Annotated in this window: 13 protein-coding genes; 3 read left to right on the top strand and 10 right to left on the bottom strand. The window is 45.2% G+C overall.

The window, feature by feature from the left end:
- Window positions 1-17 precede the first annotated feature (17 nt).
- The 9 genes from DWV34_RS07140 to DWV34_RS07100 all read right to left on the bottom strand — a co-directional run bounded on the left by DWV34_RS07140 (window position 18) and on the right by DWV34_RS07100 (window position 10,179).
- Window positions 18-1,058 (bottom strand): Ig-like domain-containing protein, encoded by a 1,041-nt coding sequence (locus DWV34_RS07140; protein WP_009289481.1) that lies wholly within the window; start codon window positions 1,056-1,058, stop codon window positions 18-20.
- 173 nt (window positions 1,059-1,231) lie between these two features.
- Window positions 1,232-2,317: an aspartate-semialdehyde dehydrogenase gene (gene asd / locus DWV34_RS07135; RefSeq protein WP_006566723.1), complete on the bottom strand. Its 1,086-nt coding sequence runs from the start codon at window positions 2,315-2,317 to the stop codon at window positions 1,232-1,234.
- Window positions 2,318-2,328: 11 nt separating this feature from the next.
- Window positions 2,329-3,489: a phosphoglycerate dehydrogenase gene (locus DWV34_RS07130; protein WP_006566722.1), complete on the bottom strand. Its 1,161-nt coding sequence runs from the start codon at window positions 3,487-3,489 to the stop codon at window positions 2,329-2,331.
- A 12-nt stretch (window positions 3,490-3,501) separates the two neighbouring features.
- Complete coding sequence (gene serC / locus DWV34_RS07125) at window positions 3,502-4,584, bottom strand: 3-phosphoserine/phosphohydroxythreonine transaminase (protein WP_022260775.1); 1,083 nt, start codon at window positions 4,582-4,584, stop codon at window positions 3,502-3,504.
- 18 nt (window positions 4,585-4,602) lie between these two features.
- Window positions 4,603-6,291: a biosynthetic-type acetolactate synthase large subunit gene (ilvB, locus tag DWV34_RS07120; RefSeq protein WP_006566720.1), complete on the bottom strand. Its 1,689-nt coding sequence runs from the start codon at window positions 6,289-6,291 to the stop codon at window positions 4,603-4,605.
- A gap of 12 nt (window positions 6,292-6,303) precedes the next feature.
- The gene (gene ilvD / locus DWV34_RS07115) at window positions 6,304-7,974 is read right to left on the bottom strand and encodes a dihydroxy-acid dehydratase (protein ID WP_006566719.1); all 1,671 of its coding nucleotides are present in this window, start codon (window positions 7,972-7,974) and stop codon (window positions 6,304-6,306) included.
- Between the two features lie 84 nt (window positions 7,975-8,058).
- Window positions 8,059-9,141, bottom strand: a complete 1,083-nt coding sequence (gene leuB, locus DWV34_RS07110; RefSeq protein ID WP_006566718.1) for a 3-isopropylmalate dehydrogenase — start codon at window positions 9,139-9,141, stop codon at window positions 8,059-8,061.
- Window positions 9,142-9,157: 16 nt separating this feature from the next.
- Window positions 9,158-9,475, bottom strand: coding sequence for an AzlD domain-containing protein (locus tag DWV34_RS07105; RefSeq protein ID WP_006566717.1), 318 nt, complete (start codon window positions 9,473-9,475; stop codon window positions 9,158-9,160).
- Window positions 9,472-10,179, bottom strand: a complete 708-nt coding sequence (locus DWV34_RS07100; RefSeq protein ID WP_006566716.1) for an AzlC family ABC transporter permease — start codon at window positions 10,177-10,179, stop codon at window positions 9,472-9,474. Before DWV34_RS07100 ends, DWV34_RS07105 begins: the two co-directional genes overlap by 4 nt.
- Before the next feature lie 395 nt (window positions 10,180-10,574).
- Here DWV34_RS07100 and DWV34_RS07095 point away from each other — a divergent pair, with 395 nt between their 5' ends.
- Together DWV34_RS07095 and DWV34_RS07090 are read left to right on the top strand one after the other, a co-directional pair.
- Window positions 10,575-12,038: an N-acetylmuramoyl-L-alanine amidase gene (locus DWV34_RS07095; RefSeq protein WP_022260776.1), complete on the top strand. Its 1,464-nt coding sequence runs from the start codon at window positions 10,575-10,577 to the stop codon at window positions 12,036-12,038.
- A 154-nt stretch (window positions 12,039-12,192) separates the two neighbouring features.
- Window positions 12,193-13,683 carry an N-acetylmuramoyl-L-alanine amidase gene (locus DWV34_RS07090; protein WP_006566713.1) on the top strand — a complete coding sequence of 497 codons (1,491 nt, stop codon included), beginning with the start codon at window positions 12,193-12,195 and terminating at the stop codon, window positions 13,681-13,683.
- 102 nt (window positions 13,684-13,785) lie between these two features.
- Here DWV34_RS07090 and DWV34_RS07085 read toward each other — a convergent pair whose 3' ends face one another.
- Complete coding sequence (locus tag DWV34_RS07085) at window positions 13,786-14,085, bottom strand: LysM peptidoglycan-binding domain-containing protein (RefSeq protein ID WP_006566712.1); 300 nt, start codon at window positions 14,083-14,085, stop codon at window positions 13,786-13,788.
- Window positions 14,086-14,236: 151 nt separating this feature from the next.
- On the opposite strand from DWV34_RS07085, the gene lexA reads away from it, so the two are divergent.
- A complete protein-coding gene (lexA, locus tag DWV34_RS07080) occupies window positions 14,237-14,854 on the top strand; it encodes a transcriptional repressor LexA (RefSeq protein WP_118475826.1) in 618 nt (205 codons plus the stop codon).
- The last annotated feature ends 66 nt before the right edge of the window (window positions 14,855-14,920 follow it).

Raw genomic sequence — 14,920 nt, 5'->3', positions numbered from 1 at the left:
GTGTTTCCCTATGTACTCTATTTTACGGTAACTTTGCATGTTTTCTTCGTGGATGTACCCGGAATCCATGCGGTTATCGTTGCCTTTCCTTTTTTCTTCTTTTTGACAACTCCCTTGGAAGAGACTGTGGCGATCTTTTTATTGCTTGTCTTATACTTCAGTTTGTCCTTGGACCGTTTATTATAAATGACACCTTTCAAAGGATATTTTTTTACTTTCATCAGTGTCAGCCTGCTGGCGTTCAGCTTTATGATTCTGGAACCAAGGGATACTTTGACCTTGCACTTCTTTGAAAGGCTGGTTCCATTGACTTTAACCGTTACATAGCATGTGCCCGTTTTGACTCCGGTTATCACTCCTTTTGAGGAGACTGTGGCAATCTTTTTATTGGAAGAAGAGAATATCAATTTATCTCCGCTCCTCTTATTGCCGATCGTTGCCTTCAGGGCTGCAGTAGCTCTGGTTTTGACCGAAAGGCTTGTCTTGTTAATACTCAATGTCCTTGGTTTGGACGTAGATGATGCCACCGGACTGCTGCCGTTTGACACTTCCCTGCCGCTTTTGTCATAGTAACGGAAATACTTCATCTCACCCTTTGATACGACTCTGTCCGCCTTGGCATAGGTCCTGCCTTTTTCCTGCCACTTCCAGTTCTGCTCAAGCAATGTGACATTGTTTCCGGAAACATTCTGAACAATAGCCCAGTGTGTGCCTGCCGATGCGATATCTCCCACCTTTGGTGAAGAAACCTTTTTGAACTTACCGCCTTTTTCATACTCCTCCGGCGTTGCTCCGGAAAAAAGATTGTACGGTGTAAATCCATATCTGGCCTGATAATATTTCTTAACCAGGGCCGCACAGGAATAAGTCTTGTCATTTCCGTCCCACTTTCCCGGACGGTAAACCGCGTTCACTCCCTGAAACTCATCGACGACCTGTCCTGTCTTTTTTACTTCTACAACTGTCATGGCGGCCTTTAATTTCCCTCCTGCCGGAAAAGCAACTGCCAGACCCAGTACCAGTCCTAAAATCCCCCATCTTATCCTTTTCTTACTCATCTGTCTCTCCCTTTGTCTCCGTAAAATGTTTTTACATTGAAACAATCTTATTATAATATAAATTGTGAACAAATACAATTGTTTTTGTAACATTTGTAACATCTCTGCCGAGGTAATTTGTGGAAGAAAAAACCAGCCATTAAACTGTTTAATGGCTGGTTCGTTACATCTTTTTATTTTTTTGCAATGAATCCCTTGGCTTTCAAAGTCTCTGCACAGAGAACCGCTCCGCCGGCCGCTCCGCGGACCGTATTGTGGGATAATCCTACAAATTTATAGTCATAGACGGTATCTTCTCTGAGACGTCCGATGGATACGCCCATTCCGTTCTCATAGTCCACGTCCATGCTTACCTGAGGGCGGTTGTCATCCTCTAAATACTGGATCATCTGTTTCGGCGCACTCGGAAGACTTAATTCCTGAGGAATCCCCTTAAATGTTACAAGCTTTTCAATCAGCTGTTCTTTTGTAGGGTTCTTCTTAAACTTCACAAATACTGCCGCAGTATGCCCGTTTAATACCGGAACACGGATGCACTGGGTCGTAATGACCGGAGACTCTGCCTTTACTATCTCTCCATTTTCGATGTGCCCCCAGAGACGAAGCGGCTCCTGCTCACTCTTCTCTTCTTCTCCGCCGATGAACGGGATGATATTACCAACCATCTCAGGCCAGTCTGTAAAATTCTTTCCTGCCCCGGAAATCGCCTGATATGTAGTTGCTACCACTTCATACGGCTCAAATTCCTTCCATGCGGTGAGGACCGGTGCATAGCTCTGGATCGAACAGTTCGGCTTTACGGCAACAAAACCTCTCTTTGTGCCGAGACGTTTCTTCTGGCTTTCAATGACATCAAAATGTTCCGGATTGATTTCCGGCACAACCATCGGTACGTCCGGCGTCCAGCGGTGTGCACTGTTATTGGAAACTACCGGTGTCTCCGTCTTCGCATAGTCTTCTTCGATCTTCTTGATCTCTTCTTTTGACATATCCACCGCACTGAAAACAAAGTCTACTTCAGATGCTACTTCTTCCACTTCGTTTACATTTTTTACAATAAGCTTCTTCACTGCCTCCGGCATCGGGGTGTCCATTTTCCAGCGCCCGCCTACTGCCTCTTCATAAGATTTTCCGGCAGATCTCGGACTGGCTGCCAGCGTAGTCACCTCAAACCAGGGATGATTCTCCAGAAGGGAAATAAATCTCTGACCTACCATTCCGGTAGCGCCAAGAATTCCGACTCTTAATTTTTCACTCATATTTTTCACCTCTATAATACTCTTAAACGAATGACACCATCGATCTGTTTCATTTTTGAAAGCACTTTCTCTGAAGGACGCTTCTCCACATCAAAGATAGAATATGCATAATCTTTTTTGGACTTGTTGAGCATGTTTTCAATATTATATCCTTCTTCTGCCAGAGCTGATGTAAGCTGTCCGATCATGTTCGGAAGGTTTTTGTGATGAACCGTAATCCTGCATTCTGCCTCGATGTCTCCCAAATCACAGTTTGGATAGTTAACAGAATTTACAATGTTTCCTTTTTCCAGATAGTTCATCAGCTGATCGACTGCCATCTCCGCACAGTTTTCTTCAGATTCTTCTGTGGAAGCTCCGAGATGAGGGATCGTAATCACGCCGTCTGCCGCTGCTACTGCCGGATTCGGGAAGTCTGTCACATAATGTTTAATCTTCTTGGATGCGAGTCCGTCCAGTACCGCCTGATCGTCCACCAGCTCACCTCTTGCAAAGTTTAAGATGGTCGCTCCGTCTTTCATCTTCTGGACAGCTTCTTTTCCAATCATTCCCTTTGTGCTCTCCATATACGGAACATGGATGGTCAGAAAATCACATTTCTCATAGATTTCGTCTAAGGAACTGCTGTGGTTTACCATTCTTGACAGACTCCATGCAGAACGTACAGATACATACGGATCATATCCGTAGACATTCATGCCGAGACGATTGCAGATATTTGCAACCAGAACACCGATGGCTCCGAGCCCGATGACACCGATGCTCTTTCCTTTCAGCTCATTTCCTGCAAATTCTTTCTTCTTCTTCTCGATCATCTTTGCAAGATCTGCCTCTTTTGCATTCTCTTTTACCCAGTTCACACCGCCGATGATGTCCCTGGAAGCCAAAAGAAGCCCTGCAACTACTAATTCTTTCACACCATTTGCATTGGCACCCGGCGTATTAAAAACGGTGATTCCTTTTTCAGCATATTCATTCAGCGGAATATTGTTGACTCCCGCTCCCGCACGTGCCACTGCAAGCATAGAATCCGGCACTTCCAGATCATGCATAGATGCACTGCGGACTAAAACTGCATCGGCAGCGTTTAAATCGTCGATTACCTCAAACTCGCTTGTAAATAAATCCAAACCGCGGTTTGAAATAGGGTTTAAGCATTTTACTGTATACATTTTCAACACTCCTTATTTGTTTTCTTCTTCAAATTTTTTCATGAACTCAACTAACTTCTCTACGCCTTCTTTCGGCATTGCATTGTAAATACTTGCCCTCATTCCGCCGACGGTGCGGTGTCCCTTTAAGTTTTCAAATCCGGCTTCCTTCGCCTCTTTGACAAACTTGGCATCCATCTCATCATCACCAGTGACAAACGGAACGTTCATGAGCGAACGGTCTTCTTTTACGACAGTTCCCTTAAACATTTCACTCTGGTCTAAGAAATCATAGAGGATCTTTGCTTTCTCTTCATTGTGCTTTTTCATTGCTTCAAGTCCGCCCTGTTTTTTCAGCCACTGGAATACTTTTCCGCAGATATAAATTCCATAGCACGGAGGCGTATTATATAAAGATTTGGCATCTGCCTGAGTCTTCCACTTTAACATAGTCGGTGTTCCCGGAAGCACATCGTCCGTAATCAGGTCTTCCCGGATGACTGCAACTACAACTCCCGCAGGTCCTACATTTTTCTGTACTCCAAAGTAGATGACTCCAAAATCTTCCACATTTACCGGCTCAGACAAAATACAGGAAGACATGTCTGCAACCAGGATCTTTCCTTTTGTATCCGGCACCTGCTGATACTTAGTTCCGTAAATCGTATTGTTATAGCATACATACACGTAATCTGCATTTTCAGAAATGTTCAGATCAGAGCAATCCGGAATATATGTAAAAGTCTTGTCTTCAGATGAAGCGATGATGTTTGCTTTTCCATATCGGCTGGCTTCCTTATATGCTTTCTTTGCCCACTGTCCCGTAATAATGAAGTCTGCCTCTTTGTTTTTCATCAGGTTCATCGGGATTGCAGAAAACTGTGAAGAAGCTCCTCCCTGCAAAAACAATACTTTATAGTTGTCAGGAATGTTCATCAATTCTCTCAAGTCAGCTTCCGCCGTCTCGATGATGTCAGAGAACATTTTAGATCTGTGGCTCATCTCCATTACAGACATGCCGCAGCCTTTGTAGTCCAGCATCTCCTCTGCTGCTTCCTTTAACACTTCTTCCGGCAGCACTGCCGGACCTGCTGAAAAGTTATACACTCTTGCCATTTTCATAATCCTCCAAATTTACTTTGTTGTTTTTTCCAAGTCTTCTTTTGTATACGCTTCCTGGATTGCGGCTCCCGGATTCACCATCGGCCAGACTTTGTCGTCCAGATCCACATGACAGTCCAGAACAACCGGTCTTCCTGCTTCGAGTGCCTCCTCGAACGCAAACTCGAACTCTTCAAGAGTCGTCACCCGTTTCGCCAGCGCACCCATACCTTCCGCAACCTTCACAAAGTCCACCGGATCCTCGAAGGTCGTGTAAGAATAATGCTCTGAATAAAACAGATTCTGCCACTGGCGTACCATTCCGAGCACACTGTTGTTGATGATCACTTCAATGATCGGAATATTATATCTGGTCGCCGTTGCAAGTTCATTTAAATTCATACGGAAACATCCGTCTCCTGCGATATTAATAACGGTCTTTTCAGGGCTGCCCACTTTTGCTCCTATGCTGGCTCCCAGACCGTATCCCATAGTTCCAAGCCCCCCCGATGTCAGGAATGTCCTCGGCTTTTTATATTGATAGAATTGGGCTGCCCACATCTGGTGCTGTCCCACTTCGGTAACAATCACCGCATCCCCTTTTGTTCGATTGTAGATCGCCTCTACGATTTGAGGACCGGAAAGCTTCGATTTGTCATAGGTCAAAGGATAATTTACTTTATCCACCATGACATTCTTTACCCAGGTATTGTGGTTCTGCTGTCCGAGCCTGCGGTTTACCATCGTGAGTACCGCCTTGATATCACCGATGATATGGGTATGTGCCATAATATTTTTATTGATCTCCGCAGGATCGATATCGATCTGCAGGATCTTTGCATTCTTTGCGAAAGAATCCGGATTGCCCAATACTCTGTCGCTGAATCTGGTTCCGATGGCGATCAGCAGATCACAGGCCGAGACTCCCAGATTGGACGTTTTGGTCCCGTGCATGCCGAGCATGCCGGTATACAGGGCATCTGTCCCGTCAAAGGCGCCTTTGCCCATCAGTGTATCGGCAACCGGAGCGTGGACTTTTTCTACAAATTCTCTGAGTTCTTCCGATGCGTCCGAGAGCACGGCTCCGCCGCCCACAAGTATAAACGGTTTTTTGGACGATTCGATCAGTTCAATGGCCTGCCGGATATCCATTTCTTTGATATTATCAATCTTTCTTTTGATTTCTTTTGGCTTGTGTTCTTTATAATTCGTGACTGCTGCCGTCACATCCTTCGGAATGTCGATGAGGACCGGCCCTTTTCTTCCGGTCTGGGCAATCCTAAATGCCCTTCGGATCGTGTCTGCAAGGTCTTCTACATTCTTGACAATAAAGTTATGTTTTGTGATGGGAAGCGTGATCCCTGTAATGTCTACTTCCTGGAAGCTGTCCTTTCCGAGAAGATTGACTCCTACATTACATGTAATCGCCACCATAGGGATAGAATCCATATATGCGGTTGCAATCCCCGTAACAATATTCGTGGCTCCCGGACCGGAAGTTGCAAAACACACGCCTACCTTTCCGGTGGATCTGGCATAACCGTCCGCCGCATGGGAAGCGCCCTGCTCATGTCCGGTAAGAATATGGTTAAAGCAGTCCTGCTGCTTATATAATTCATCATAGATATTTAAGATGGCACCGCCCGGATAGCCGAAAACCGTATCGACCCCCTGCTCTTTCAAGCACTCTAAAACAATCTGTGATCCCGTCAATTGCTTCATAAGAATACCTCTCTATTTGTCCTGATTGATTTCTAAGATGGCACCGCGGTTTCCGGAAGTCACAAGAGACGCATATCTTGCCAGATATCCTGTTGTGATCTTCGGCTCTCTCGGCACCCAGTTTTCTCTTCGTCTCTGCATCTCTTCGTCAGACACTTTTACATTCAGTGTATTTGCATTAATGTCGATGGAGATCATATCTCCTTCTTCCACAAGGGCGATCGGTCCGCCGACCGCTGCCTCCGGAGAAACGTGTCCGATGCATGCGCCTCTGGAAGCCCCTGAAAAACGTCCGTCTGTGATAAGCGCCACACTGGAGCCGAGTCCCATGCCCATGATGGCTGAGGTCGGATTGAGCATCTCTCTCATTCCCGGTCCGCCTTTCGGTCCCTCATAGCGGATGACTACCACATCTCCGGCATTGATCTCTCCGCCTTTGATCGCTTTGATGGCATCTTCCTCACAGTCGAACACTCTTGCAGGCCCTTCCATCTTTAACATTTCCGGAGCCACGGCAGAACGTTTTACGACACCGGAATCCGGTGCAAGATTTCCTTTAAGCACTGCGATTCCGCCGGTCTCGCTGTATGGATTCTCCACCGGACGGATGACTTCCGGATCTCTGTTGACACACCCTTCAATATTCTCTGCCACCGTTTTTCCGGTTGCGGTGATCAGATCTGTATGTAACAGTTCTTTCTTATTTAATTCATTCATAACTGCGTAAACGCCGCCAGCCTCATTTAAATCTTCTATATAAGTATGGCCTGCCGGAGCCAGATGGCAGAGATTTGGTGTCTTCGCACTGATCTCGTTTGCCAGCTCCAGGTTCAGTTCTACGCCTGCTTCATGGGCGATGGCCGGCAGATGGAGCATACTGTTGGTGCTGCATCCCAGTGCCATATCCACAGTCAGTGCATTCAAAAATGCCTTTTCGGTCATGATGTCTCTCGGGCGGATATTTTTTTCAAGAAGCTCCATAACTTTCATTCCTGCATGCTTCGCGAGCTTGATTCTCTCTGAATATACTGCCGGAATGGTTCCGTTTCCTTTCAGTCCCATGCCCAGCACTTCTGTCAGGCAGTTCATAGAATTTGCCGTGTACATGCCGGAACAGGAACCGCAGGTCGGACATGCCTTGTTTTCAAATTCATCCAGTTCTTCCTTGGAGATAGAACCGGCAGCATAGGAGCCCACCGCCTCAAACATGCTGGACAGACTGGTTTTCTGTCCCTTTACACGTCCTGCGAGCATTGGTCCGCCACTGACGAACACTGTGGGTACATTGACGCGTGCCGCTGCCATCAAGAGTCCCGGAACATTTTTGTCGCAGTTGGGGACCATGACCAAGGCGTCAAACTGATGGGCCAGTGCCATTGCCTCTGTGGAATCAGCGATCAGATCCCTTGTCACAAGAGAATATTTCATTCCGATATGCCCCATGGCAATTCCGTCACAGACTGCAATCGCCGGAAAGACGACCGGGGTTCCGCCTGCCATAGCGACTCCCATTTTTACTGCTTCTACGATCTTATCCAGGTTCATGTGTCCCGGCACGATTTCATTGTATGAGCTGACGATACCGACTAGCGGCTTTTCCATCTCTTCTTTGGTATAACCCAATGCATTAAACAACGATCTCTGAGGAGCAAAATTCTCTCCATTTGTATAAGTATTACTCATATCGCACTTCCTCCTAAATATTATCTATGCCTCCGGGATTCCGGAGGCTTTTTATATGCCTATGGCACTTTATATCATATTGTCTTATATCCTCTCGATGATCAGATCTCCCATCGCTTTGGTTCCCACCTGGACCATTCCGTCGGACATAATATCCACGGTGCGGTATCCGTCTTTCAGCACTTTCTTCACTGCCATTTCGATCATGTCGGCCTCTGCGTCCAGATCGAACGAATATCTGAGCATCATGGCTGCCGACAGGATTGTAGCGATCGGGTTGGCAATATCTTTTCCTGCGATGTCAGGGGCAGAACCATGGCTCGGCTCATATAATCCGAATTTGCCCTCTGCAAGGCTGGCCGATGAGAGCATCCCGATGGACCCGGTAATCATACTGGCCTCGTCTGATAAAATATCTCCAAACATATTCTCTGTCAGGATCACATCAAACTGTTTTGGGTCGTTGACCAGCTGCATGGCACAGTTGTCAACCAGCATGTGCTCGTAAGTTACATCCTCATAGTCCTTTGCAACCTCTTCCACTACCTGTCTCCAGAGTCTTGAAGAGTCCAATACGTTGGCCTTGTCAACACTGATAACATGTTTCTTTCGCTTGCGGGCGATATCAAAGGCTTTGACTGCAATTCTTCTGATCTCATTTTCATTGTATGTGAGAGAATCTTTCGCTACCCGGATGCCGTCCACCACTTCGGTGCTTCTCTCTCCAAAATAAAGTCCGCCTGTCAATTCTCTCATAATCACCATGTCAAAACCGTCGCCGATGATCTCGTCTCTCAATGGACATGCCTTCTTTAACTCTTCATATAAATAAGCCGGACGGATGTTTGCAAACAGCCCCAATCCCTTTCTCAGGGCAAGAAGCCCTGCCTCCGGACGAAGCTCAGCAGGCAGCCGATACCACGGCGATGTGGTAGTGTTGCCTCCGATCGACCCCATCAGGACTGCATCACTGTTTCTGGCAGTCTCCAGTGTCTCCTCTGTGAGAGGTTTTCCATAGGCGTCAATGGATGCCCCTCCCATTAAAATCTGCTTATATGTAAATTCATGTCCCGACTTCTCTGCCGCTGCATCCAGAACTCTCACAGCCTGGTCTACAATCTCAGGGCCGATCCCATCTCCTTTGATAACTGCTACATTAAAATTCATAGTCTTCTCCTCTTCCTTATAATATCACTGATACCATCTCCGCTGCCAAAGCTGCCGCACAGCTTAAACAGGCTACCGTGACGATGTTCATTTCTCTGTATGAGAGAATCACCGCTGCCGCAAAACCTGTGACGGATGATCCAAAACTCTTTGTAGCTGAAAACACTGCCGGTATGACCATGGCTGCCAAAACAGCATATGGCACATAGAAAAGAAACGATCGAAAAAAACGATTGGTTATCTTTTTCTGGAAGACCGTCAGCGGAATCATTCTTACAAGATATGTAGTCACTGCCATTGCAATGATATACAAAAATAATCTCCAAAGATTCATTCCTCTTCCTCCTTCACCGGAAACAATACAGCCCCTGCCCCCGCTGCGATCAGCGTGCAGAGAATAATGGAAAATCCACTGGAAATGAAAGAAAACAGTTTTACATAATGAAATAATAAACTAAAACATACAGACACAATGATAACTGCCACTATTTTTTTATTATGCTTTGCCGGCGGAATAATGATCGCAGTCAGCATTCCATAGATAGCAATCCCCAGCGCGTTCATCACCATCTGGGGCAGCAGCCCGCTTGCAGTGGCTCCCAGGAAGGTACCTAACGTCCATGCGAGCCATGAGAAACTCATGAGTCCATAAAAATATTTTGGACCTATCTCACCTTTTCGGCCGCAGGCCATGGCAAAAATCTCGTCGGTGACTCCAAATGCCATCAAAAATCTGTTCCAAAGTTTTGTCCTTGATTCAAGCTTCTGTCCAATCGCAATAGACATAATAGAATATCTTAGGTTGATGATAACCTGAGACAGAACCAGCTCGATCAGAGATCCTCCTGCGGTAATGGAAATCAGTCCTGCAAACTGGCCCGCTGATGTAAGGCATGTGGCAGAGATCAGCGTTACCGCCCAGACAGGAACACCCTTGGCACTCCCGGCGATTCCAAAAGCAAAAGAAACTGCCAGATACGCAAGCGCTATCGGAATGGAATCCAAAGCTCCCCGGCGAAAGCTGTTCTCTACTTTCATTTTCTTCTCCTGTCGCTATTACATTAATTGTTCTTCTTCTATAATATAGGGGGTTTCAACTCCCTCCTGAAGCGAACTTATATAATAGAATACCATATTTTAATATAGATTGAAAATAGTTTTTTCATTGAATATGTGATTCTCTGGGCCTTTTTGCTGTTTTAACAAGAATTATGACAATATTTTAAAATCTTCAGATCAAAGAAAACAGGGTCGCTTCGTCTCCCATGTCACTCACTACTTCAAAGGCCTTTAAACTTTGCACGCCGAATGCTGATTGGCGAAACCGGATACTCCCGTTCCATGATCTTCCATTAATGATTACGCTGTTGTTTCAGACAGAAAAATATATTATAATAGCAGAAAGAGAATAAAAAAGGAAAAGGGGAGTCCATATGAATCGAAAAACACTTCTGTGCTTTGGCCTGTCAGCATTGATGCTTGCCTCAAGCATCCATCCTGCTTCTGCCATCAGCGCGGGGACAAAATTTAAAGTACAATATACACACAACAAAAAAACCTACACAAAGAAAGCTCTGAACGCAAGATATAATAACACAGTCATTAAAACAAACATGCCCGGCTTTCTGGACGGATCTACTTCTATGTATTCTGCCTACTGGATTTTTGGCAGGTGCAAATCTCTTGGTACTTCATATAAATATACAAGCAAAACGAAAAAAATTACTCTGAAAAGAGGCAGCAAGACGGTTGTCATGACTTTGAACAGCAAGAAAGCTACTTTAAACGGTAAATCATTCACTCTTCCGGCTGCCCCCAGAAAAGTCCGTTATGTGAAAAAAAAGAAAAACTATATCATGGTACCCGGACAGACTGTGGCCGGAAAGCTGGGCATCTCATACACCTGGAACAACCGGCTCTTGTCCGGAGTGATGAAGGCATCTTCTTCGTCTTCTCCCTCATCCGGAACACCATCCGCCCAAGCACCGTCTGCCTCACAGACCACGGCACCGAAGACAAAAATAACCGCAGGCAGCGGCAATTATTCCATACGTTTAAAAAAACCGTCGGGCCTGTCATCCTCAGCAGTTACTTCAGAAGATGATTATTGGAACAAACGGCTTATCTTAAATATCAACGGCAATTATAAAACCCATTTTTCCTCTTCTGCCAACCGGAATATAAAAGACAGCCTGACCTATTCTGTATCTTACACAGGAGGAAAGACCAAGATCTACCTGAAGACAAGCTCTATCAAAGGATTCAGCATTACACAGGATTCTAATTATATCTATGTGAAATATGCTGCCCCGAAATCTATGTTCTCAAGGGTTATTGTCGTAGATGCCGGACATGGCGGCAGCGATCCGGGAGCCATTGGAAACGGTCTTCAGGAAAAAAACATGACACTCTCCATCGTACAGAAAACGAAATATTACTTTGATCGGAATGCCAATTATAAAGTCTACTATACGAGACTGTCTGACTGGTATCCGTCTCTTTCGGAGAGGTATCAGATGGCAAACAACGTAGGTGCAGACCGCTTTGTCAGTGTTCATATCAACGATGTAGGCAAAATCAGTTATTCAGCAAAAGGTACCGAGACACTCTATAACCCAAAAGGCGGAAAAGCTCCTTCCCCGTACAGCAGTCTGACCGGCAAAGCCCTGGCCAGTGATGTACATAAGAAAATCAGAAGTGCCACCGGTTTTACAGACCGCGGTTTAAAGCAAAGAGTCCCCGGAGTAAACGGAGTCGCTGTCCTGACTTATTCCAAAACTGCGGCAACTCTCGGAGAAGTAGGGTTCATATCCAACCCTACGGAGGCGTCCTCCATGAAAAACAATTATACAAAGATCGGAAAGGCATTTTATGATGGAATCCTGGCTTCCTTTTAGTATTACTGAATGACGACGATCGTAGCCTCATCCGGAATCCCATGATATTTCTTTTGGAGAGTCCTCCAAAAAGCAAAATATTATGGGATTTTTTATATGATTATTGCATTTTTATTACGATTATGTTACAATTTACGCGAAAGGACGGGAAAGTATGAATAATTTAAAAAAATCTATCGCTTATTTATCAATTATGATGCTGACAGCAGCTACGATCCCTGCATCCACCGTAAACGCAGCCTCTGTACCAAAAGCAGGCAAGTATTATACACTAAAGATTGCAGGAAAAAAGCAGAAAAAGAAATGCCGAAATGTAAAAGTCAACGGCAAAACAGTAAAAACCTATGCCCCCGGATTCTCCCGGGCCAACACTTCTATGTATTCAGCATACTGGCTATTTAAAAAACAGAAAAGCTTAGGGGTGTCTTACAGCTATTCGTCTAAAACAAAAAAAGTTACGCTGAAACGTGGAAGTAAATCTGTTGTCATGACACTCGACAGCATGTATGCCTATGTAAACGGGAAAAAGACAAAGATGCCTACTCCGGCAAGGAAAGTATATTCTTACGCAAAGAAAAAGAATTATATCTATGTGCCAGGGGCGTTCTGTGCAAAGAACTTAGGCCACAGTTACAAATGGAGCGGTTCACAGAAAAGCGGCCTGATAACAACGAAGAAACTGCCTTCCACTAATACAGGGGGCAGTTCAAATTCAGGAGCCTCCTCTTCCTCTGGTACTTCAAGTATCACTCCCGGGACAAGGATCACTGCTTCTGCATCTAACTACAGTGTGAGGATAAAAAAGCCAAAAGGGCTTGCGTCATCTGCCATCTCAACCTCGGACGATTACGATAACCGCAGGCTGATCATTAAGGTAAAGGGCAACTATAAGACACACTTTAGCTCCAGTTCCAACCGCTACATAAAAACGGACAAGTACTTCCGTTCCTATACGGTCACATACAGCGGCGGCTATACGAATATCTATATCCGTCCGAGAAAAGACGTGATAAAGGCTTATGCAGTCTCACAGACGTCCGACTATATCTATATAAAGTATGATTCACCGAAGAAGATATATAACCGTATCGTCGTGTTGGATGCGGGCCACGGAGGATCTGATTCCGGAGCTACCGGAAACGGGCTCAGGGAAAAGGATCTGACACTTAAAATCGTCAAGTCTGCCAAATCATACTTTGACAAGAATTCCGGATATAAAGTCTACTACACACGGCTGTCCGACTGGTACCCATCTTTGTCATACCGCTCAGATCTGGCAAACAATGTAGGGGCTGACCGTTTTATCAGTGTCCACATAAACTCAGCGACTCCTTCCGCCCACGGGACGGAGACTCTCTATAACTCCAAAGGTTATAAGTCAACCTCAGGTCTTACCAGCTACAACTGGTCAAACAAGATTCATGGATATGTACGGCCTGCCACAGGCTTTACGAACCGTGGACTTAAAAACAGGACTGGACTGGCTGTCCTGAGAAATACAAAGACTGCTTCCAGCCTTACAGAAATCGGCTTCATCTCTAACAAGACAGAAGCAAAAAAAATGAAAAGCAATACTGGTACTTATGGAAAAGCCGTGTACAACGCTATCGTAAACTCTTTTTCTACATATCCGAGCAAACGATAAGAAATTTATCTGTTACAGGAGGCCGGAACAACTCAATGCCGAGTTGTTCCGGCCTTTTATTCAGCTTCCAAAGTAATTCATAATCTTATACTCATCACAGAATCATTTGTAATATGGGACAACCAGGTACATACCTTCTTTGATCTCCCCGTCATAGATATGGTTGGTCTCGCATACTTCTTCCACATACTCACCAATAGAACTGTATTCCTCCGATATACGGCTTTTTGCTATACTCCAAAGACTGTCCCCTTTTTTAATCCGGATACTGGTAAAATACTTCTCTCTGCCGTCGGCAGCCCCCGCCACCTGCCGGCTCTCCGCCACAACAGCACCGGCGATACCCAAAATCGTAACAATAAATAAGACTGTGATCAAAACTTTTATCTTCAGTGTTTTCATAACGCATCCTCCTATCGAACATTTGTTTATAGTTCTATTATAACGAACGCGCGTTCGTTTGTCAATGTCTTTCCGAAAATTTGTTCGGGAACACTTGTTTCAATCTGTAATATATGGTAAGATAATAACAAGAAAATAAAGGAGGCACATTATGAGCAAACAAAAGCTGAGCCCAAAACAAGAACAAATCTTAGAATATATAAAATCTCAGATACTGGAAAAGGGATATCCGCCCGCAGTCCGTGAGATTTGTGCCGCTGTCAGTCTGAAGTCCACATCTTCCGTTCATTCCCATCTGGAGTCTTTAGAGAGCAAGGGCTATATTCGAAGAGATCCGACGAAGCCAAGAGCCATTGAGATCATAGACGATGACTTCCAGCTCACGAGACGCGAGGTAGTGAACATTCCTATAGTGGGAACCGTCACTGCAGGAGAGCCGATCATCGCTACTGAGAACGTTGAAGACTACTTTCCCATGCTTCCTGAGTTTATTGGCTCCAAAAACACCTTTATGCTCCATGTGAAAGGCGACAGCATGATCAACATCGGCATCTATGACGGTGACATGGTGATCGTCGAGGAAACTCCTTCCGCTGAGAATAACGATATCGTCGTAGCCCTCATAGAAGATTCCGCCACCGTCAAACGATTCTTCAAGGAAGACGGGCATTACCGCCTTCAGCCGGAAAACGATTTTATGGACCCGATCATTGTAGATGAAGTTTCTATATTAGGAAAGGTTATCGGCCTTTACCGCAGCATGTCATGATCCGACAGTTATACATTACGCAGTCTTACATACAAAAAAGAAGAAAAGCCGCATTCAGCTTTTCTT

Source organism: Anaerostipes sp. AF04-45, from assembly GCF_003461725.1.
GTDB lineage: Bacteria > Bacillota > Clostridia > Lachnospirales > Lachnospiraceae > Anaerostipes > Anaerostipes caccae.
This window is presented reverse-complemented; position numbering and strand designations above follow the sequence as displayed.